The sequence below is a fragment of the Micromonospora sp. NPDC049230 genome, assembly GCF_040647875.1.
Taxonomy (GTDB): Bacteria; Actinomycetota; Actinomycetes; order Mycobacteriales; family Micromonosporaceae; genus Micromonospora.
Window position 1 is genome coordinate 204,167 of sequence record NZ_JBEZCZ010000002.1, and the last position, 21,372, is coordinate 225,538.

Consider the following 21,372-nt stretch of genomic DNA (forward strand, 5'->3'; position numbering starts at 1 on the left):
GGGTGAACTCGCAGACTAACCCGGTGGTGGGACCGGGTCGGCACGCGACCCGCCCCGGGGCCGCCTGAGACGCGAGCGCGCTGTTGTTCTGGCGGTCACGACAGGGACGAGGACCGTTCATGATCGGCTTTTCGATCGGCGCGCTATTCGGATACCGAGGGCACGGCAAGGGCGCGACCGACCACAAGATCACAAATCGTCGGCACCGAAAGGAGCCGGACAGTGTTGCGCGCCGGCACACAGGTGTCGGCGCGCATTTTGCGAGAGTGCGATTCAGTTTTTAGACACGAAGATCAGGTCAGCGCCGGCTCGGCCAGACGGAGCAGATCGTCCGCCTCCGCCGCAGCCGCCGCGAGCCGATCATTGTCGGCACGCAGACGCGTGATCTCGAACTCCAGTGCCTGAACCCTGGCACGCAACCTGGTGACCTCGTCGAGCAGACGCCGGTCGGGCGCTGCACTTACGTGGCCGTAGAGGGCCTTCGCCATGCTGACTCCTTGATATGCGCTGCCGGAAAGGCCGGCCAACGCGCGCCCATTTTGCACGCGGCTGTCATTCCAGGCTGTATCTGGGCATGACCGGGCGCGACTGGCGACACCTATATATTGAGCCGCAAACCCCTCCTTCGTCAAGTTCTCGCAGGCCGTAGATCATCTCTACGTCGACCTGTCCACTTGTCGGGGGGCTGCCGCAATGGCACGGACACTCTCTGTCCGGACCCCTTTACTGTACGCCCGGATCCACGGAATTCCGCACCCTGACGTCCGAGTTCCCCTTAACTCTTCCTTAGCCACGTTGCCGCAGGTCGCGGCCGCGCCGTAGCGTCACCCCGGCCCGCAACCGACCCGTGGAGGCATAGGCGTGTACGGCTGGACCGACCCGATGGACCCGAACGGCGCCCCCCGGCGTGCCGAGCGGCCGACCGACGAGCCGGCCTGGCTGCACGACCGCCCGGAGCCCCGCTCGGCCTACCTGTTCGGTGACGAACCCGACCAGTCCGACGACGAGTGGCACCGGGAGCAGCCGCCCACCGGCTGGCAGTCGGACCCGCAGACCCGCCCGGCCTCGGCCGACGGTCACACCGCCGCCTGGCCGGCCCACCGCCGGGAGCAGGAGCCGACCGAGGACTGGCACGGCGGCAGCCCCGCCGCGCCGGCCACCGGTAGCTGGCAGGCTGGCGACCCCGCCTCGTCGGCCACCGGTAGCTGGCACGCCAGCAGCCCCGCCGCACCGGCCGCCGGCGGCTGGCACACCGACGCCGACCCGGAGACGAGCGGTGACCGGCCCGACGGTGTCGGTCGGCCCGGCGAAGGGCGGCACCGCTCCCCCCGCCGCTGGCGACGGCCGCTGATGATCGGTGGCGCAGCCGCGGCGGCCACCCTCGTGGTGAGTTTCGGCGTCGGTGCGCTCGGACTGCCCGGCGATGACGACGGGGCCAGCCGGCCGACGGCCGTCGACGACACGTTCGCCACGTCGGCGGCGCCGACCGAGCAGTCGACCCTCGACACCCTCGCCGCGCCGTCCCCGAGCAGCACGCCCAGCCCGACCCGGCCGAGCCCGTCACCGAGCAAGACCGTCAAGCCCACCCCGGAGTCGTCGCGTACCACCGCCGCGTCGCGGCGCGGCGCACCGCGCACCAGCGCGCCGAGCACGAGCAACGGCTCCAACGGTTCGAGCGGCTCCAGCGGCACGGTCAGCGCCCAGGCCCGCGAGGTGGTGGACCTGGTCAACGCCGAACGGGCCAAGGCCGGCTGCGCGGCGCTGAGCATCGACGACAAGCTGATGACCGCCGCGCAGAAGCACAGCCAGGACCAGGCCGACCACAAGAACATGTCGCACACCGGCAGCGACGGCAGCAACGCCGGCGCCCGGCTGGACCGGGTCGGCTACGCCTGGCGCACGTACGGCGAGAACGTGGCCTGGAACCAGCAGACCCCGGCCGCGGTGATGGACGCCTGGATGAACAGCTCCGGCCACCGGGCCAACATCCTGAACTGCGCGTTCACCGAGATCGGCGTCGGCATCGCCAGCAGCAACGGGCCGTACTGGACGCAGGTCTTCGCGGCGCCGCGCTGACCGCGCGTCGTGCGCGCCCCCGCGCTCGTTTGACCCGGTGAGGTACGCCGGGCCAGAGCATGGTGCGGCGTACCGGGAGGGCGGCGACGGGGCCGTCCGGGACCCGGGAGCTGCCGATGCGGATCCGGCCGCGGCGACGCGTCGCCGTACGCCCACTGCGCCGCGTCCTGTCGGCCGGTGTCGCGCTGGTCCTGGTGATGCCGGCGTACGGATGCCGAACCGAGCTGACCCCACCCGGCGCGCCCACCCGGTGGCCGGTCGAGCAGTCCCGCCAGTGGCAGTGGCAGTGGCAGCTCAGCGGCCCGCTCGACCCGGCGGTGGAAGCGGACGTCTTCCTGCTCGATCCGGTGGACACCACCGCCGCGCAGACCGCCGAGCTGCGTGACCGGGACCGCCGGCTGATCTGCCAGGTGCAGGTCGGCTCGGTCCGCTCCGCCGACCCGGATGCCAGCCGGTTCCCGGACGCCGTGCGGGGCGCGCCCGCCCGCCGACCCGACAGCCGGTGGCTGGACGTCCGAAGCTGGGACGCGCTGAAGCCGATACTGGCCGACCGGTTCCGACTGTGCCGGGGCAAGGGCTTCGGGGCGGTGGCGCTCGCCGACGCCGACGGGTACGCGTCCCGCACCGGCTTTCCACTCGACTTCGACGACCAACTGCTGTTCAACCGTCGACTCGCCGAGCTGGCCCGCTCGCTGAGCCTCTCCCCCGGGCTGGTCAACGACGTGGCGCAGCTCGCCGCACTGGCCCCGGACTTCGACTTCGCGGTCAACGAGGAGTGTGTCCGGCTGGGCCAGTGCGCCAAACTGCTGCCGTTCGCCGAGGCGGGCAAGCCGGTCTTCCACGTGGAGTACGCCGCCTCGACCGACGACTTCTGTGTCACCACCGTCGGCTACGGCTTCGCGTCGATCCGCAAGGACCGCGACCTGGACGCGTGGCGAGAAGCCTGCCCACTCCCCTGACCGGGCCGTGGCCGAGCCACGGTCGTGTCCTGGGCCACGCCCCGCCCAGCCGTCCTGGCCCCTGCCCCTCGCCTCGCCTCACCGCTCGCGCCCCGCCACTCCCGGCCCGCCGCACCCCGCCCCGACGCTTCCCGCCCGCCGCACCCGGCACCGCCGCTTCCGGCCCGCCCTCGCCGCTTGATCGACTCGACTTTCAGAATGTTGCGGTATCGAACGACCCGGGATACCGCGACATTCATGAAGCCGAGTCGATCAAGCGGCAAGGGCAGGCCGGGCGAGGGCGGGCGGGCGAGGGCAGGCGAGGGCAGGCCGAGCGAGGGCGGTTAGGGGACCGGCACCAGTTCCGGGGTGGCCGCCGGCGGGTCGGCCGGCGCGGGCGTGGCGCGTGGGCGCAGGAAACGCGGGGCCCACCAGTTGGCATCGCCGAGCATGGTCATCAACGCTGGCAGCACCACTCCCCGGATGATCGTGGCGTCCAACAGAATCGCCGCCGCCAGGCCGATGCCGAGCTGTTTCATGTCGATGGTGCTCAACGTGGCGAAGATCGAGAACACGCCGACCATCACGATCGCGGCGCTGGTCACCACCCCGGCCGACGAGGTGATCCCGTACGACACGGCGTCCCGGTTGGGCATGCCGGCCCGGACTCCCTCGCGGATCCGACTGACCACGAACACGTGGTAGTCCATCGAGAGGCCGAAGAGCACCACGAAGAGGAACAGCGGCAGCCAGGACACGATCGCGCCCATCGAGGTGAAGCCGAGCAGTCCCTCGGCCCACTCGCCCTGGAAGATGAGCACCAGCAGCCCGTACGCGGCACCGGCGGAGAGCAGGTTCAACACGATCGAGCTGGCCGCGACCACCACCGACCGGAAGGTCAGCACCATGACCAGGAAGGTGAGCACCAGCACGAAGCCCATCACCAGCGGCAACTTCTCCCGGACGTGGGCCGCGTAGTCCACATTCTCGGCCACGCCGCCGCCGACCGCGTACTCGATGCCGGGGATGTCCCGCAGCTCGGCTGGGACCAGGTCCCCGCGCAGCTTCTCCAACGACTGCACCGACCGGTCGTCCCGACTGGTGTACGGGGTGGCGACGTCGAGCACCGACACCCGCCGGTCGGCCGATACCTCGATCTTCGGTCCGTCCGCCTCGGCCGGGGCGAACAGCGGATCTCCGGCGGCCCTGGTGGCCAGGTCGGTGAGCGCGGCGCGGACCCGGTCGGCCTGCTCTGCCGGTGCCCGGACGGCCACCACGTGGTTGGTGCCGTTGCTGGGGAACGCGGCGGTGAGCCGGTCGTACGCCTGCATGGCCGGGGTGGTGCGCGGCAGGTCCTCCGAGCCGGGGAACTTCAGCTTCATGCCGAGCGCCGGCGCGGCCAGTGCGAGCAGCAGGCCGACCGAGATGACGAGCGTCACCACCGGAGCGCGCAGCGCCGGCCGGAGCACCGCCGGCCAGAGCCGGGGCGGGCGGGGCTCGCCGTGCCGGTCGGTGCGCGGGGCGGTCAGTCGCCAGAGCAGCGGCACCCGGGGCCTGTCGACCCAGCGGCCGAGCCTGGCCAGCAGTGCGGGCAGCACGGTCAGCGAACCGGTCACGGCGACGGCGACCACCAGGATCGAGCCGATCGCCAGGGACGAGAAGACGACGTCACCGGCGAGCAGCAGCCCGGCCATCGCGATGATCACGGCAATGCCGGAGACCACCACGGCGTGCCCGGAGGTCTCCGCGGCGATCTCCACAGCGTCCAGGCCGGAGCGGCCCTTGGCCCGTTCCTCCCGCTCCCGGCGGATGTAGAACAGCGAGTAGTCGACCCCCACCGCCATGCCGATCAGCAGGATCACCGGTGCCGTGGTGTCGGTGGCCGGCACCAGGTGCGAGGCCAGCGTGGACAGGCCCATCGCGGCGGCGACCGAGGAGAGCGCCAGCAGCACCGGGACGCTGGCCGCGATCAACGCGCCGAACGCGATGATCAGGATGGCCAGGGTGACAGGCAGGCTGAGCAGTTCGGCGCGCTTGAAGTCCTTGCCCAGGGTGTCGTCGAGCGCCTGCTCGATCGACGGCCCGCCGACCTGCTCGACCCGCACCTGTGGGTGCGCGGCCTGCACCGCGGCGGTGGCGTCGCGCAGCGGCTGGACCCGATCCGAAGCGGTCCCCGGGTCACCGGACATGGTGATCGGCAGCAGCAGTGCCGAGCCGTCCCGGGCGGTGACCGGCTGACCCACCTCGGCGACCCCGGTGACAGTGCGCAGCCGGGCCGCCGCGTCGTCGGCCGCCGCCTTCGCCGCCGCCTGGTCCAGCGCGCCGCCCCGCGCGGTGACGAGCACGTTGTCCACTGCCGGGTCGTCGAAGTTTCCGGCGTCCACGATCAGGCCGGCCCGCCCCACCTCGCCGATCCCCTCGTCGGCGCTTGTGGCCTCGTTGAGGCCGGCGGCGCTGCCACCGACGAAGCACACCGCCACGAACACGACCCACAGTGCGATCGCCCGCCACGGGTGCTCGGCGCTCCACCGCGCCAGCCGCACCGTCACCGGTCTTCTCCCCATCTCGGGTCCCCCTGTCACGTCAACCCCCTGTCAACTGTGCTGACGTTAGGTGCGTGACGAAGCGGTCACATCGGGGAACGGCCCCGGCTCGCCCCGGAACCGGCACACCGGGGGCGCCGGGCCCGCCGGCCGGGCATCAACCCGCGATTCGGGCGTACGCCAGGGTGGGGCCCGGAGCGTCAGGCCGCGACCCGCCGGTGCCGACCCGGACTCGCCTCCGGGTCATCCCCGAAGGGAACCCCGGGGCCGTGGCTGACAGCGCGGGCAGCTGTACGAGGATCGGTTCATGAACGCCTCGCGGCGGATCGGCGTTCCACACCGCCGGCAGGGCTCGCCCTCGCGACCGTAGGCGTTCAGCGCCCGGTCGAAGTAGCCGCTCTCGCCGTTGACGTTGACGTAGAGGGCGTCGAAGCTGGTGCCGCCCTGCCGGATCGCCTCGGCGAGCACGTCGCGGACGTGGCCGAGCAGGCGCTGCGCGGCCGGGCCGGTCAGCGCGTCGGTGGGTCGGCCGCCGTGCAGCCCGGCGCGCCACAGCGCCTCGTCGGCGTAGATGTTGCCCACTCCGGAGATCAGGGTCTGGTCGAGCAGTGCCCGCTTCACCTCGGTGTGCCGGCGGCGCAGCGCGGCGACGAACCCCGCGTCGGAGAACTCCGGGTCCATCGGGTCGCGGGCGATGTGGGCGATCTCGTCGGGCAGTTCGGCGCCGCCCTCGCTCACCGCGAGCCCGCCGAACGTGCGCTGGTCGACGAAGCGCAGCTCCGGGCCGTCGTCGGCGAACCGGAACCGGACCCGCAGGTGGGACTCGTCCGCGGTGCCGGACGGCTGGAGCAGCAGCTGACCGGACATCCCGAGGTGCCCGATGATCGCGTCGCCGCTGTCCAGCGGCAGCCACAGGTACTTGCCGCGACGGCGCGCGTCCAGCACGGTCCGTCCGGCGAGTACGTCGGCGAAGTGCACACCACCCGGGACGTGCCGGCGTACGGCGCGCGGGTGGCGGACCTCGACGGAGGCGATCCGACGGCCGATGACCCACTGGGCCAACCCCTGCCGGACGGTCTCCACCTCGGGCAGCTCAGGCACGTCGTGACCCCGTCTCGTGGCCGTCGGCACCCCCGGCCGGCAGTGCCTGCGCCAGGTGGTCGGCCTGTTCGGCCTGGGCCGCCCGCCCGGCGCGTTCCAGCGGTCCGAACGGCTCGTCCCGGTCGGTCGAGCCGTCCGGGTCGATGAACTGCCCCCGGCCGTCGTCGTCGGCCTGCCCGTCAGCGCTGGCTCGGCCGTCGGCGCTGGCCCGGCCGTCAACGCTGGCTACGCCGTCGGCGCTGGCCCGGCCGTTCTGCCCGTCGGCGCCGGCCTGGCCGTTCTGCTCGGCGAGCGTCCGCCAGGCGGCCTCGGCGGCCCGCTGCTCGGCCTCCTTCTTGCTGCGCCCCTCGGCGCCGCCGTACCGGTTGCCGGCCACCACCACCCAGGCGGTGAACGTCTTGAGGTGATCGGGGCCGGTGCCCTCGATCCGATATTCCGGGACACCGAGCCCGAGCGCCGCCGTCAGCTCCTGCAGGCTGGTCTTCCAGTCCAGTGCGGCGCCCCGACCGGCCGACTCGGCCATCAACGGATCGAAGAGTCGGTGGATGACGATCGCGGCGGTGTCCAGCCCGTACTGGAGGTAGATCGCGCCGAGCAGCGCTTCGAGCGTGTCGGCGAGGATGCTCGCCTTGTCTCGGCCACCTGTGGTCTCCTCGCCCTTACCGAGCAGCAGGTACGCGCCGAGGCCGTCCGGGCCCAGGCCACGGGCCACGTCGGCGAGCGCCCGCATGTTGACCACGCTGGCCCGCAGCTTGGCCAACTGCCCCTCGGGCAGGTCCGGATGGTTGTGGAAGAGCGCGGTGGTGATCACCACGCCGAGCACCGAGTCACCGAGGAACTCCAGCCGCTCGTTGGTGGGCAGCCCCCCGTTCTCGTACGCGTACGAGCGGTGGGTCAACGCACGCTGGAGCAACTCCGGCTCCAGGCTCACGCCGAACGCGGCTTCCAGATGACCGACGGACGCCCGCCGCCGCTTGTCGTTGCTCATGATGTGCGTACCTCGGTGTCGGTGGAGCGGTCGGTGCGGTCCATCGCGGCGTTGCCGTCGAGCAACGCCGAGACCAGATCGGTGGCGCGCCGCCGCCACAGGTGGGCGGCGAGAGCTATGCCCGAGGCGACGTCGTCGGCGCGAGCGGAACCGTGGCAGACGACCACCGTCCCCGCGACGCCCAGCAGTGCGGCCGCGCGGGGCGCGCCGCCCTCCGCGGGTGGCCCACCGGCCATCGCGTACGCGCCCTCGATGGCCTTGAGCAGCACGTTACCGGTGAAGCCGTCGGTGACGACCACATCGACGCGCGAACCGAGGGTCACGTCGTACCCCTCGACCAGGCCGACGTAGCGCGCCCCACCGGGCAGTGGCTCGACGGCGAGCAACGGGTCGGTGGCCCGGCGGACCCGGTCGCCCTTGCCGGCCTCGGTGCCGACCGAGAGCAGTCCGACCCGGGGCGCGGCGATCGAGTGGGCGACCGCGGCGTACGCGGCGCCGAGCACGGCGTGCCGGGCGAGGGTGGCCGGGCGGGGCTCCAGCGAGCCGCCGACGTCGAGGAGGACGACCGGCCCGGCAACGGTGGGCAGGGTGGCGGCGAGTGCGGGTTGGCGGATCTCCGGCCAACGGCCGAGGCCGAGCACGGCCGCGGTGACTGTGGCGCCGGTGGCACCGGCGGAGACCAGGGCGTCGGCGGTCCCGTCGCGAATGGCGGTCACCGCTGCCCGGACCGTGCTCTCCGCGCGGGCGGCACTGGGATGGTCGGCCATGCCGACGACATCGCGGACCGGCCGCACAGTGATCCGCGCGCGTTGCGGCGGATCGAGGGCAGCGATCAGCTCGTCGGCGACCTCGGCCGGGCCGACGAGAAGCAGGTGCAGGTCAGGATCGGCGCGCATGGCCCGCAGAGCGCCGTCAACCACGACGGCGGGAGCGTCGTCCCCGCCGAGGAGGTCAACGGCGATCCGCGCGGTGCCCGGCTCCATCGGGACACCGGCCGGAGTGAGCCGGCCGGTGTCGGAGGAAGCCGGGGCACCGGGCGAATGCCAGGGTGCGCGCGCCGCCCGACCTGGGGTCGGGGGCGTCACTCGGCGTCCAGGTCAGACCTCGAGAACCTGGCGGCCGTTGTAGGTGCCGCAGACGGAGCAGGCGGCGTGCGGCAGCTTCGGGGACTTGCACTGCGGGCACGCGATGGTCGCGACCACCGTCGCCTTCCAGTTCGCCCGGCGGGACCGGGTGTTGCTGCGCGACATCTTGCGCTTCGGGACGGCCACGGTTCTTACTCCTCTGTAACGGTCAGTTGCGACAGGCCCGCCCAACGCGGGTCGATCTGCTGGTGACTGTGGTCGGCCGGCAGATCGTCCCAGTGCGCCCCGCATTCGGGGCACAACCCTGGGCAGTCCTCCCGGCAGAGCGGGTTGGTCGGCAGCGTGAGCACCAACGCGTCCCGCAGCGCCGGCTCCAGGTCGATCAGATCGCCCTGCATCCGGCCCACCTCGTCCTCGTCGGTCGTGGCGTCCGTGGTGCTGTCCTCGTACGCGTACAGCTCCTGGATCGTCACGCCCATCGAGTCGTTGATCTCGCGCAGGCAACGGCCGCACTCGCCCCGGACGGGACCGGTGATGGTCCCGGAGACGAGCACGCCCTCGGACACCGACTGCAACCTCAGATCAAGGTCGAGGTCAGCGCCCTCCGGCACGCCGATCAACTCCACACCGAGGTCTGCCGGTGCCGGCACGACCCGCTGGACCTCACGCAACGCGCCAGGGCGGCGCGGCAGGTCCCTCGTGTCGAGGACCAGCGGCGACCTGGGGTTGAGTGTCGATGGCGAGTGCTTGGGCATAGTCAGACTCCGGCCGGTGAGAGGCCGACAAAAAAGGTTACCTGGGCGACCGCCGGACCGTCGAACCGGGGGCGACACCCGGGTGAGAATGTCGGCTGGTGAGGTGCCGCTCAGAAGGGTAGCGGGCGTTCCGCCTCATCCCCACCGAAGGTGCCGATCTCCCGCAGTGCGTGCATCTTGTCCCGGCCCCGCTCTATCGAGGCCAGCGCCCGGGTGAGGAACTGCTCGAAGTTGGCCAGGGCGGTGTCGACGTAGTCGTCGACCTCCTCACGCAGGCGCTGCGCCTCGGCACGGGCCTCGGCGATGATCCGGGCGCCCTCGTGCTCGGCCGACACGGTGATCTCGTTCACCGAGACCAGGCGGGCGTGTTCTGCCTCACCCTCGCTGATGATCCGGTCCGCCTCGCGCTTGCCGGCTTCCATGATCTTGTCGCGCTCCTCCAGGAGCGCGGCGGCGCGACGCAGGTCGGCGGGGAGATCGGCGCGCATCTCGTCGAGGGCAGCGATCATCTCACCCCGGTCGACCATGCAGTTGTTGCGCGACATCGGGACGGAGCGGGCCTGCTCCACCATGGCGATCAGTTCGTCGATGCGATCGAGCGGGTCCACCGGTACCTCACTCCTGTCGTTCCTCGGCCGACCTCCATGATGCGGGCTACGGCCGTTCCCCGCGTCACCAATCATGTCGTGCTCGACCCACACAAGCCCCATCCACCCCAATCCGGCGCGTCGCGACATCGTCACCCACGCGCCGCCCCGCCGCCCACCACTCCGCCTCCCCGCCGCAGCCCACCCCTACCCACCCCGCCCTCCCCACCCCGGCCCACCTCGCCCAGCCGCGCGATCTTGCACTTTCCGCCGCGACAATTGCCGCAAAAACCACGAACCGGCGACCGAAACTGCAAGATCGCCGGGGCAGGGTGGGGTGGGTTAGGGGCGGGGGCGGGGATTCAGGCGGGTCTGGAGGGCTTCGCGGACCAGGTCGGGCACGTGGGCCGAGATGTCGCCGCCCCACTTCGCCACGTCCTTGACCAGGCTTGAGGAGAGGAACGAGTAGAGCGGGTTGGTCGGCATGAAGAGCGTCTCGACGCCGGCCAGCCCGATGTTCATCTGGGCCATCTGCAACTCGTAGTCGAAGTCGCTGACCGCCCGCAGGCCCTTGATCAGCACACTGGCCTGCTGGGCCCGGCAGAAGTCGACAAGCAACCCGCGGAACGACTCGACCCGCACGTTTCCGTACGACGAGGTCACCTCGCGGAGCATGTCGATCCGCTCCTCGACGGTGAACAGGCCACTCTTGGACTGGTTCACCAGGACGCCAACCACCACCTCGTCGAACAGCCGACTGGCCCGCCCGATGATGTCGAGGTGTCCGTTGGTGACCGGGTCGAACGAACCAGGGCACACCGCACGTCTCATGATCGGCGACCGTACCAAAGGGTGGTCTCGCCGTACCGGCGACTGCGCTCCGGGGTGATCCCCTCCACCCAGTCGAACTGCCTGGTACGGCTGGACCGCTCCACCACCACAAGCGCGTCGGGCACCAGCCAGCCACCATCGACGAGCGTCGTCAGCAGCGCGACAACCTCCGCGTCCGGTACCGCGTACGGCGGGTCGGCGAAGACCACGTCGTACGGCCCGCCCTCCGGCCCGGCGGCCAGCACTGTCGCGACCTTCCCGGCGACCAGGCGGACGGCCGGGCCGACCCCAAGGGTCGCCACGTTCTCCCGGATCACCCGGGCCGCCCGGGGATCGGACTCCACAAGCAGGACGTGCCGGGCGCCCCGGGAGAGCGCCTCCAGCCCGACCGCACCGGAGCCCGCGTACAGGTCGGCGAAGCGGGTGCCGTCGAGGTCGACCTCGGCCTGGACGGCACTGAACAGCGCCTCCCGGACCCGGTCGGAGGTGGGGCGGGTGCCGGCGCCGGGGGGCGCGGCGATCCGCCGCCCGCCGAGCGTCCCGGCCACGATCCGGGTCACCGTCTCCTCCTACTCATGCCCGCGACGCTACGCGAGCCTGCGGCGACCACGACCAGCACCGCCGTATCGCCGTGTCGCCGAACGACATCTCCGCTGGGTCTTGACGGCGTCAGCCGCGTCTGAAACGCCCGTGACCTCTGTCGCCGCCGCCCGGTCCACTGCGGAGCCGGCTACCGACCGTCGACGCCGCACGTCCTCAGTGATCAGTTGACCACCTTCTGTTCATCAAAGATCACGAATCAACTACATTGCCCGATGGCAATGATGAGAACTCCCCTCATTCATGACTCGTCAGTACAGTCACCCTCTGTCCCCGCTTCGCGCGGGAACACCCCCGCGTCGCGACGTCCCGGTGAGCAGACGACCTACCCGGTCGTCCCGCCTCCCGACCTCACCGCACGCGATCCGTACCCCCTCACCAGGAGCAGGCGTTGAACCTCCCCAAGTCTCCGCTGCGGCGCATCGCGGCCATCGCCGCAGGCGCGCTGATCGGCCTCACCGGCGCAGCGACGTTCGCCGGCCCGGCATCCGCGCACCACCCCGAGCCCTCTGGCAGCTACTGCGCCGCCAAGGATGGCACGGTGACCGTCAAGTGGTCCGTGATCAGCACCGAAACCGACATTTACGGTTTCATCACCAAGCTCAAGTCCACGATGCCGGGTGACATCACCGGCAGCCTGGCGCTGGGAGCGAAGCTTGAGCAGCAGAGCGAGGGCCCGCTGACCGGCACCCAGACCCACACCTTCAAGGGCAAGATCCCCAAGATCGAGCTCACCGTGGCTGCGCACTGGGACCGCAACGGCACGAGCCACGACGGGGAGCGCACGGTCACCGCTCGACCCGGCAAGAACTGCAGCCCGACGCAGTCACCGTCGCCCACCCCGACGCCCACCGGGTCGCCCACCCCGTCGCCGAGCACCTCGCCGACGCCGACCAAGTCCCCAGTGGTCACCCCGTCGCCGGCCTCCAGCCCGACCGTGACGCCGTCGGCCACCCCGTCGGCCACCCCGTCGGCCCCGCTTGAGGGGGAAGAGCCCGCGTTCGAGGTCGACCAGACCTGCGACAACATGACCTTCACGGTCAAGAACCCGGCCAAGGGCATCGCCTTCTCGGCGACGATGACCACCGAGAAGGGCGTCACCAAGACGCTGGCGTCCGAGCCGGGTAAGACCACGTCTGTCAGCTTCGACGCGTACCCGGGCCTCAAGGTCACGGTCAAGTACGACGTGGTCGACGAGTCGGAGACCGTCCCGTACACCCAGCCGGCGAACTGCGGCCAGGGTGGCGGCGACAAGGACGAGCCGGCGCTGCCGCTGACCGGTGCCGCGACCGGCGGGATCATCGCTGGCGCCGTGGTGCTGCTCGCCGCTGGTGCTGGTCTGTTCGTGATGGCGCGTCGTCGTCGGGTCCGCTTCACCGCCTGAGACAACCCGCTCTGACAACAACTGAGGGCGCGTCGACCATCTGGTCGACGCGCCCTCGGTCATTGTCCGCAGTGCCTGAGCGCGGCCAGCGCCCCACACGAGTCGGTAGGAGGTTCAGGGCTCCGTCAAGGCACAGCGAGGCGACCCACCCGCCGGCTCGGCGTCACCCTTGACCTGGGCCGGGCGACCGGAGAATGCCGGAGAAGATCAACCGGTGAACCAGCGGGCTGCCCCGTGCCGCCGACGCAGTGCGGCGGAGCCGGGGCGGTCATGTGCACAGGCTTAGAGTGTTTCGCCAGCACTTAAAAGCGGCCTCGACCTGCCGGCAACCCCTCGGCGACGTCAAGCAGAGGCCCGGCCGGCACTCCGCAGGCGGACGCGGCGATCTCCCTGCGCGGCCAGGTTCGACGAACCCATCCACCGTCCTCCACTCAACCCGCCGTTTCGGGCGCCCGCTCATTCAGCGGGACTCTAGCCGCATCCCAGAGGACCCAGTGAAGCAACTGATCGCGCTCGGCGGCGTCGGCATTACCCAGCCTGCGGAATTCCTTGATTGCTACGGCCCGCCTCTGGATAGTCCTCAAGGACCAAGGTCAGTCAAGGCGGAGTCAGGGCGTGGAACAGCCGTCGGAGTTCGTTGACGGTGATCGGGATCAGGCTGTCAGGGCTGGTGGTGCTGGCCGCTGCGGCTGCGGCTGCGGCGAGGAACGCGTGAGTGGCGATGACGAGGGTGGTCCAGCGGGACGATGGCGGGTGACCAGCAGCGGTAGAACGCCAGTTCACCGGTGGTGCGGTTGCGGCGGATCAGCAGCCAGTGGTGACCGTCGTGCTGGTCGACGGCCAAGGGCAGGATCCGGGGATCGACGCCGCACCGCTACGCGGCACGCCACCGAGCAGACCGCCGCCGCCGGGCACCACCGAAGGTAGTCCATCGATTGATTTGGCTGGTGCTCGCCGCTTGACGGCAATCCTCACGGCAACCCATGCGCGCAACGACAGACCTGTACGCACCACAGTCACTCTGCGCACTGCTGATCTCGTCCAGATTCCCCGTGCGAATCAGCCCGGATAGTCGGGCGGAAGCTCTACCTCCGGCCTCCGAACTGCCATGCAAACGAGTTCCCCGGATTCCGAGATCGCGAATCTGGTGTCACCCAGACCCACAAACCAAGACGCCTGCGAGTCACCAAATTGCAGGAAGACGTTGTCGCCCCGAGTCGACCACGCAAGGTGCTGAGGAATGGACACGTCACGCTTGGCCGGCTCTACACAGTCCGGAGTAACGCGCCATTCCCACATCTCTCGGCCAAGGACCACGGTCCCAAGATTCTTCGAATCTTCGGGCACTGAGCAAGGTTGCGCACCTTCTGGCGGAGCCTCAATTACAACAAGCTCCACAAGGGCTCCCGAACGTTCGTCTACCCTCATTTCCACGTACCCACCACTGGTCCCTTGAATGTAGAGATTCAAGAGCCCCGAACGCCCTTCGAGCTGCCAGTTCACCATTAGCGGAATCCAGGGGTCCGCCTGAATTTGTGCTGCGGCACACGGCGAGTGGCCCACAACCTTAATCATTCGTCATCCCACCATTCGCGCGTGAACAAGAGCCGGCAACATGCCTGCCTGACGAGGAGCGCCGAACTTCAGTTCCCACCCGCCGACGTCTAGGAGCTTGTCATAGGTGAGGCCGCCGCGGCCAGCTTCACCCACAGCCGACTGAAGGCTACGAAGGTTTTGCTGGGTGCCCAGTCCAACCATTTCTGGGCTCGCACCTCTGCTGGTCATGTTCTCAGCGTATTCGGCGATGTGCTTGCTTGCGTTTCCGTGCACCCAAACCTTGGTATCACCGGCAGCCAACTCAAAGGACTTCGGCATTCCACCGGTGCCGGGAACCTCTGGCTGGGTGCCCTTGATGTCGTCCCATACGGTCCCACCGCAGTTGTGTACCAACACCGGCACGTTGCCGGCGAGCACATAGTACGTGTGGATGTCGGCGACGGTCAGGTCGCGCATCCAGTGCAGGCCGGTCCAGGTCTTGACGCTGACGATGATCTGGCTGGCCCGCCCAGCGCTGTCCTGCACTTGGTCGCCGCTCACCAGGTCGGCAGCCTCGACCCACGCCTGTTTGTTCGCGGCCCAGAAGGGGTGATGCCAGGTGGTGTGCAGGACCGTTGTAGAACCGGTTTTGGCGTTCTTGACCGTCACGTCGGCGAGATCACGGTCGGCGTTCCGGTGAAGCTCGACAACCTGCTTCCCGGATTTATGGCCCGTCGTCGGGTCAGTTGCGGCCACCTTGTCGCCGACGCGTACGTCCTTGATGGCCTTGGTGCTGCCGTCCGCCATCAGGACCGGAGTGGCCGGGTCGAAGCTGTGGCACTGTGGCATCCTGCCCGCGGCACCTCCCGCGGCACCTTCCGACGCCTTACTCGCCGAGCCCTTGAAGGCGTTGCGGGTCAGGCCAGTGACTATCGCGCCGGCCTCCTTCTTCGCCGCCGCGCCACCGGCCGCTGCTGAGGCCCGCGCGCCGGCTCCGGACAGCAGTGACGACACTCCGGCCTTGAGGGCCTGGCCGGCTACCGAACCGAGGCCGCCCATGACGCCGCCGACGACGGCACCCACCGCGCCCTGGATGAGCATGCCGCCGAGGCTGAAGTTGCCCTTGTGTTCGACCTTGGTCTCGATGGCGTACGTGACCATGTTGCCGGCGGCGCCAGCGAGGGCACCGCAGGCGACCGCTCCGGCACCGGTCCAGCCGATGGCAAAGCCGCAGCCGACACCGACGGCCACGCCCACGGCGACTCCGGCGATGGTCGCCTTGTGGTCGTCGACCCAGTTGGCGGTTGCGGTGAACGGCTTCTTGAACTTGCAACCCCAGCCGCACTTCTTGGGCTTGGGCGGCTTCGTGGGCGACGGTTTCGTCTGGGCTGGGTCGGGTGCGGTGGCGGCCGGGGTGCCGGTGGCGAATCCTCCGCCGTCCGAGACGATCATCAGGCCGGATGGGTCCGCGTGCACCACCGGGCTGTTGTCCGCGTACGCGTAGCCCTCCATCGACTGCGGGTCGCTGGTGTTGAGCATCGGGTCGACCGAGATGAACCGGCCCAGGGACGGGTCGTACTCACGGGCGCCCAGGTGCGTCAGACCGGTCGGATCCGCGGTGCCGCCGACGAAACCCTTGGTGTTGACCCAGGGAGTCGCCTGGCCGCGGGCCGTGCCGAACGGGGTCTGCCTGCGGATCGTGACCGCCTGGGTCTTCTCGTCCAGCGTGACATCCTGGGTGCCCTGGTGGTCGCTCGCCAGCCAGGTCAGGCCCTTCGCGGTGCGCTGGGCGACAGTTCCCCCGCCGAACGGGTAGTAGCGGGTGCACGCCGCCGTCGCGGTGCTGTTGGTGTATCGAAGTTCCTCGTTCGGCAGGTAGAGAGTCCGGCCGGTGGTGTCTCGACTGATCAGGCGGTTGCCGTCGGCGTCGTACAGGTAGCTGACCGTGCCGGCGGTGTCGGTGGAGCTTTGGAGGTGACCCTCGGCGTCCCAGATCAGGGTCTGGGTTCCGTTCGGTCCGGGGCGGGTCTTGGTGTTGCCGGCTTTGTCGTAGGTGTACGCCGCGCTCCGCGTGCCGCTGTTGTCGGTAGTGGTGGTGCCACGCAGTGCGTGGGGTTGCCCGGCACTCGGATCGGCGGGGGCGCTGTCGCTGAACTGGTAGTCGGTCTTGACGTCGCCGTTCGGTGTGGCGTGGTCGGTGAGCTGCTGCCGGGCACCGCCGAGGGTGTAGCTGTAGCTCTGCCAGTACGGCGCCGGTCCGCCGAGCGCGGCGGCGGTGGGGGGCGAGCAGTCGTCGGCATTCGGCGTCCAGGCGTCCTGGATCCGTTGGTAGCGGTCGTAGGTGAAGCACTGGATGTCGGTGTAGCCGCCGCCGGTGGGCGCGTCAGCGATCTTGGTGACGTTGCCGGCGTCGTCGTAGGTGTAGTGCGTGTCGGTGACGGTGTTGGGCGTGACACCGTCGCGGTGCACCTTGATCTCGTTGAGCCGACCGGTGGTCTGGTCGGTCTCGAAGGACAGGTACGCGCGGGAGCCGGTGCTGCTGAACATGCCGGTGTAGAGCGTGTACTGGGTGGCGTGGGCCAGGGCGTCGTACTGGCTGTCCGAGACGATGCTCGCCTCGGACGAGTTGCCGTAGAGGTCGGTCAGACTGAGGGGCTGGTCGAAGTCGGTGTAGTGGTTCAGGACGCTTTCCGCCTGTAGATCACCGGTGGCGGGGTAACTGAGCCCGCTGACACTGCCGTCCGGGTTGTACCCCGAGCCGAAGACGAAGGTGCCGCCGATTCCGGTTTCCGCGTTGGGGATCGTCACGCTGCTGATCAGCGGCTGGTAGCGCTTGTCGTACTGCTTGACGGCCTTGACGTAGCGGCGGTTGGAGTCGATTCGACTCGATTGGAAGAGTTGCCCCTTGACCGGGGTCACTCCGTCGGCAAAGGTCGCCTCGTCGTAGTCCCACTGGGCGAGCTGTCCACTGGAGGTGGGGCTGGTGCCCTTGTACAGGGCCGTCTTGCGGTCCAGGGCGTCGTAGGTGTACGTGAGGGAGACCGAGTTGGCGTCCGTGCTGCCCGTCACCCGTCCGGCGACGTCGTACCTCTTGGTTGCCTTACCGGCATCCGGATCGGTGGTGCTGGTCTGCCGGCCCCGCAGGTCGTAGCCGTACGACCACCTGCTGCCGTCGGGCGTGGTGACCGAGTCGAGCAGACCGCGGCGGTTGTAGCTGTAGTCGGTGTGGTCGAAGTCAATGCCGGTGGCCGAGCGGGTCGGGTACTGGCGCAGCTGCACCGTCCGGCCGCGCGCATCGGTCCAGGTGGACGTCGCGGTCGCGCCGGTGGGTGGCTCGACGTCCGTGTGGTCGCCGCCGTAGACAGTGGTGGTCCGCCAGCGCTCAGCCCCCTTGGGCGTGAACATGGAGGTGACGGGTCGACCAGCGCCGTCGTACCTGGTCGCGGTCTGGTTCGGTACGTCCTCGCGGATCAGCGGCTGCACCAGGTCGGTGCCGGGCCCCCCGGTCCTGTCGTAGTAGGCGCCGTAGTCCAGCACCTGCCGACCGGCGGCGTCGTAGAAGGTGTCGGTGAGGATCCGGCCACCCTTGGGTGACGCGGTCTGCGTCTGTCGCGGCCGCAGCAGCCCGTCGTACAGGCTGTAGGACTTGGTGACACCACCCTTGGGGTTCAGGTGGCTGGTCGTCACCGCGTTCACACCATCGGTGCGGATCAGGTAGTCGTACGCCACATCGGGGGTGTCCGAGGCGGGGTTCCGCCCCGGCAGCCACACCTTCTTGAGCCGGCCGAGGCCGTCGTAGGTGAGGTTGGTGCTCAACAGGTTGACGTCGGTGGTCGAGGTGGCCAGCCCCCACGCCGGTTCGACAGTCGCGGTGGTCTGCCAGTCCATGGGATTGGTGTCCACGGTCTGGGTCACGGGACCGGTGCGCAGGGGTGTGTACGTGGTCGCCGAGTGGTGGTCGAGGGCGTCCCACGACTCGACAGCCCGGCCCAGGTCGTCGTAGGCGGAACGGGTCACCTGCACGTACGTCGGGCTGCCGCTGTTGTACGCGCTCATCTGTTCGGTCTTGGTGACGTCGCCTCTGCTGGGGGCGACGCCGTAGGCGTGCCCGTCGTAGAGGGTGCGCCCGTCGCCGATCACATCGGCCTCGGCAACGGTGCCAGTCGTCTTCGCGCAGCCCAGCGCGTACGTCTGCACACGGTGCGGCAGCGACACCAGCCAATCCGACGTGTTCCGCGGCTCGTACGTGGTGGCCGTGCACTGCTCGTCGCCGGTCACCGCCTCGTCGCCGTAGTCGTCCTCCTTGGTGACCATGCCGTACCCGTCGAACGTGCTCCTGCTGTAGGTCTTGCGAACCCACGGCGCGTGATCGAGGGTGACCCGCGAACGGGTGCCCTCGGTGTTGACGAAGCGGGCGTGGACCGTGACCCCGTTGATCGTCCGACTTGCGGTGGGCGCCGACTGCCACGGGTCGTGAATCTCCCCGGAGACCTCGGGGCCGCCGGGACCGAGGAACGTGCGCGTCTCACGGGTCATGCCCGCGTACGCGTCCTCGTCCGGCACCGAGCCATTCTGCGAGTCGGTGACCGACACGGACCGGGTTCCGCTCGGCAGGTGGTCGCCGTTCATGCCACGGAAGAAGGTCGACTCGGTGTACGTCTGCCCGCCCGGGTCACCGGTGGTGACGCCGACCTTGCCGTACCCCCGCCACTGGGACCAGGTCTTGGCGTCGTCGGAGATCAGGCCGTCGTCGTCGGTGTAGTGCCACGCCGGGTCACCAATGTAGGTGTAGTGGTGCAGGACACGGGTCGACCGACCCGTCTTGTCGGTCTCGGTGACCTCGTTGACGACGTACCGGTTGAAGTAGTCGGTCTTCTCGCTGAAGCCCGGCGGCGTCCAGCGAACGGGGTAGCACCGCAGGGTGTTGTTCTGCGGCGACGTCGGCACGTTCTTCTGGGCGACGCAGTCGGAGTCGAGGTAGTCGACGTGGACGATCGCGCCGGTCTCGGTGTTGATGTCGGTGAGCCGCATCCAGTTCATCGGCGGCGAGTTGTCGACGGTGTCGACCCGGTTGGCCTTGGCCTTGCCGGTGAAGATCACGTCCGGGAGCGTCGTCGTCGTACCCACCAGGCCGGTGTGGCTGATCTTCTCCAGCCAGAGGCCGGCCCGGGTGCCGTCTTCCGGATCGGGGTACGCGTGGGTGAGCCCCCACTGTTCGACGTTGCGGAACTTGCCACTCGACGCGTCGTAGGTGCTGGTGGTGACAGTGCTGAGGCGCCGGGTGCTGTAGAACGACGGCATCCGGGCGTCACACGCGGTGCCGCTCGTGCAGTCCAGATCCCACGGGGTGTCCGGCCAGTGCTTGGCGTCGTGGGTGCCGCAGTCGTTCAGGCAGCGGTCCGCGTAGCCGAAGGCCACCTGCGCCGCCGCGTGCCCGGTGAAGATCGTGTCCTTGCCGGTGGCCAGGTCAGGCTCCACCCGGGTGCCGTAGCTGACGTGGTCCAGGTAGCCGTCACGGACGTACGAGTGGACCTTGGTGGTGGTGGACTGGTAGTTGTTCGACTCGCTCTTGTACCAGTACGACATGGTGTTGCCGTGCGGGTCGACGACGTAGTCGAGGTTCCACCGCCACGCCTGGGTGCACGACGACGCCTTGAACTCGTCCTGGTGGCAGGGCTCGCCACTCTGGTTGCCGAAGACCGGCACCGTCCAGGTCGAGCTGGTGGTGGCGCCAGTCGTCCAGCCGGGAAGCTTGTTGCGGCCGAACCAGTACTGGGTGCCGTTCGCCGTCGTGACGACCCACCACTCACCGTTGAGCGCGCCGTTGTCGGCGCCGGTCCGGTGCTCGATCCGCGAGCCGTCGTCGTTGCGCAGGTGCCACAGGTTCGCCGTGCTGGCGTCCTTGATCAGGTCGCCGCCCGAACCGTTCAGACTCAACGACGCGTTGTCGGTGGCCCAGCACTGGTCATCGGCGTGCTTGTCGGCATCACCGGCGTTGTTGCCGTTCGTGGTGTCGTCGCTACAGGGTTTGTAGCGGCGCTCGATGAAGCCATTCGTGGAAAGCTCGAAACCCTCGCCCACCTCGGACGGCTGGTTGTTCGAGGAGGCCATTCGCCCGTCGACGGCCTGCGACGAGTAACCCAGTTCGACAGTCGGCATCGGGCCACCCATCGCCGGCGGCACCCGCATCGGGTACGACCAGGAGAAGTTGCCCGACGATCCACCCGCCGACCAGGTCCCGGACGACGACAACTTGGTGGCGCCGTAGCTGCCGGCCGGGCCGGACGGCGCCGCCGTGAGCGCCAGCAACTGATCGCCCCCGACCGCGATGTCGGCAGTGGCCCGCTTCGCCACCGTGTCGTTGCGGGTCGGCACCTCACTGCCTGCGCACTGCGTGCTTCCCGGCGAGGTCAACGCGCATTCCGGGAGCCGCACCAGGCGCAACCGGCTCGACCAGTCGGCGCCGTACGCGGTGGCGAATCTGCCGTAGTCCACAGCGACGCCGACCGGAGCCGCGGCAGTCGCGCCGTCACCACGTCGTACCCGGAACAGCAGGCCGGCCACGTTCGCTCGCGCCGATGCCAACTGGTCAAGCACGTCGAGGTGCATGCGGGACGGCGGTGGACCCGACCTGGCCGCCACCGACGCCGCCGGTGGGCGGAAGGAGACCGGCGAACTGGTCGGCGCCGAGAGCGAGGCGTCAGCACTACTCGCGGACGGCCACACCGGTGCCGGAAGGCTCCCCGCCTGGGGCAGGTGGCTCACCGGTGACGGGAGAGCCGACACCTTCCGCACCGGGACGCTCGGCTGCGCCGCGGCCTTCGGCGGGACGAAGGGCTTCGGCTTCGCCGCGATGGCGGGCTGCTGGTGCATGGTGACGACGAGCGCGGTCGTGACCAGCATCGCGAGCGCCGCGCGAACGCGGTGCGGGCGGGATCTCACCGGTGA

At 69.8% G+C, this 21,372-nt stretch carries 13 protein-coding genes and 2 pseudogenes; 3 read left to right on the forward strand and 12 right to left on the reverse strand.

The features are described 5' to 3' along the window. Window positions 1-293 precede the first annotated feature (293 nt). Window positions 294-488 carry a hypothetical protein gene (locus tag AB0A95_RS02630; RefSeq protein ID WP_013284566.1) on the reverse strand — a complete coding sequence of 65 codons (195 nt, stop codon included), beginning with the start codon at window positions 486-488 and terminating at the stop codon, window positions 294-296. Window positions 489-861: 373 nt separating this feature from the next. Between AB0A95_RS02630 and AB0A95_RS02635 the strand changes: the two genes are divergently transcribed. Both AB0A95_RS02635 and AB0A95_RS02640 read left to right on the forward strand, forming a co-directional pair. Beyond that, window positions 862-2,076: a CAP domain-containing protein gene (locus AB0A95_RS02635; protein WP_357553822.1), complete on the forward strand. Its 1,215-nt coding sequence runs from the start codon at window positions 862-864 to the stop codon at window positions 2,074-2,076. Between the two features lie 116 nt (window positions 2,077-2,192). After that, window positions 2,193-3,035 carry an endo alpha-1,4 polygalactosaminidase gene (locus AB0A95_RS02640; RefSeq protein WP_357553823.1) on the forward strand — a complete coding sequence of 281 codons (843 nt, stop codon included), beginning with the start codon at window positions 2,193-2,195 and terminating at the stop codon, window positions 3,033-3,035. A gap of 323 nt (window positions 3,036-3,358) precedes the next feature. Here the strand turns inward: AB0A95_RS02640 and AB0A95_RS02645 are convergent, their stop codons facing one another. From AB0A95_RS02645 to rsmD, 9 genes and pseudogenes are all read right to left on the reverse strand, one after another. Continuing rightward, window positions 3,359-5,578 carry an MMPL family transporter gene (locus AB0A95_RS02645; protein WP_357553824.1) on the reverse strand — a complete coding sequence of 740 codons (2,220 nt, stop codon included), beginning with the start codon at window positions 5,576-5,578 and terminating at the stop codon, window positions 3,359-3,361. A gap of 222 nt (window positions 5,579-5,800) precedes the next feature. Continuing rightward, window positions 5,801-6,658 (reverse strand): bifunctional DNA-formamidopyrimidine glycosylase/DNA-(apurinic or apyrimidinic site) lyase, encoded by an 858-nt coding sequence (gene mutM / locus AB0A95_RS02650; protein WP_357553825.1) that lies wholly within the window; start codon window positions 6,656-6,658, stop codon window positions 5,801-5,803. A gap of 280 nt (window positions 6,659-6,938) precedes the next feature. Continuing rightward, window positions 6,939-7,646: pseudogene (gene rnc / locus AB0A95_RS02655) on the reverse strand (ribonuclease III); the annotation flags it as partial. Beyond that, window positions 7,643-8,629 (reverse strand): phosphate acyltransferase PlsX, encoded by a 987-nt coding sequence (locus AB0A95_RS02660; protein WP_357553826.1) that lies wholly within the window; start codon window positions 8,627-8,629, stop codon window positions 7,643-7,645. The pseudogene rnc and the gene AB0A95_RS02660, both read right to left, overlap by 4 nt. A 114-nt stretch (window positions 8,630-8,743) precedes the next feature. After that, a complete protein-coding gene (rpmF, locus tag AB0A95_RS02665; protein ID WP_252416735.1) occupies window positions 8,744-8,917 on the reverse strand; it encodes a 50S ribosomal protein L32 in 174 nt (57 codons plus the stop codon). A gap of 5 nt (window positions 8,918-8,922) precedes the next feature. Further along, a complete protein-coding gene (locus AB0A95_RS02670) occupies window positions 8,923-9,486 on the reverse strand; it encodes a YceD family protein (RefSeq protein ID WP_110562455.1) in 564 nt (187 codons plus the stop codon). A 110-nt stretch (window positions 9,487-9,596) separates the two neighbouring features. Next, the gene (locus tag AB0A95_RS02675) at window positions 9,597-10,094 is read right to left on the reverse strand and encodes a hypothetical protein (protein ID WP_281899866.1); all 498 of its coding nucleotides are present in this window, start codon (window positions 10,092-10,094) and stop codon (window positions 9,597-9,599) included. 321 nt (window positions 10,095-10,415) lie between these two features. Then, a complete protein-coding gene (gene coaD, locus AB0A95_RS02680; protein WP_357553827.1) occupies window positions 10,416-10,904 on the reverse strand; it encodes a pantetheine-phosphate adenylyltransferase in 489 nt (162 codons plus the stop codon). Beyond that, window positions 10,901-11,464, reverse strand: coding sequence for a 16S rRNA (guanine(966)-N(2))-methyltransferase RsmD (gene rsmD, locus AB0A95_RS02685; RefSeq protein ID WP_357553828.1), 564 nt, complete (start codon window positions 11,462-11,464; stop codon window positions 10,901-10,903). Before rsmD ends, coaD begins: the two co-directional genes overlap by 4 nt. Before the next feature lie 431 nt (window positions 11,465-11,895). On the opposite strand from rsmD, the gene AB0A95_RS02690 reads away from it, so the two are divergent. Next, on the forward strand, window positions 11,896-12,888 hold the full coding sequence (locus AB0A95_RS02690) for an LPXTG cell wall anchor domain-containing protein (RefSeq protein WP_357553829.1): 993 nt from the start codon (window positions 11,896-11,898) through the stop codon (window positions 12,886-12,888). Between the two features lie 612 nt (window positions 12,889-13,500). Here AB0A95_RS02690 and AB0A95_RS02695 read toward each other — a convergent pair. Continuing rightward, window positions 13,501-13,738, reverse strand: a pseudogene (locus tag AB0A95_RS02695) (IS701 family transposase); the annotation flags it as partial. A gap of 728 nt (window positions 13,739-14,466) precedes the next feature. After that, entirely contained in the window at window positions 14,467-21,366 is a 6,900-nt protein-coding gene (locus tag AB0A95_RS02700; protein ID WP_357553830.1) for a polymorphic toxin-type HINT domain-containing protein, read from the reverse strand. Between the last annotated feature and the right edge of the window lie 6 nt (window positions 21,367-21,372).

What these genes read in the sequence shown, in the direction of transcription:
- AB0A95_RS02630 (WP_013284566.1), bottom strand. Translation starts at nt 488, where the DNA reads ATGGCGAAGGCCCTCTACGGCCACGTAAGTGCAGCGCCCGACCGGCGT.
- AB0A95_RS02640 (WP_357553823.1), top strand. Translation starts at nt 2,193, where the DNA reads ATGCGGATCCGGCCGCGGCGACGCGTCGCCGTACGCCCACTGCGCCGC.
- AB0A95_RS02645 (WP_357553824.1), bottom strand. Translation starts at nt 5,578, where the DNA reads ATGGGGAGAAGACCGGTGACGGTGCGGCTGGCGCGGTGGAGCGCCGAG.
- AB0A95_RS02660 (WP_357553826.1), bottom strand. Translation starts at nt 8,629, where the DNA reads ATGGAGCCGGGCACCGCGCGGATCGCCGTTGACCTCCTCGGCGGGGAC.
- AB0A95_RS02670 (WP_110562455.1), bottom strand. Translation starts at nt 9,486, where the DNA reads ATGCCCAAGCACTCGCCATCGACACTCAACCCCAGGTCGCCGCTGGTC.
- coaD (WP_357553827.1), bottom strand. Translation starts at nt 10,904, where the DNA reads ATGAGACGTGCGGTGTGCCCTGGTTCGTTCGACCCGGTCACCAACGGA.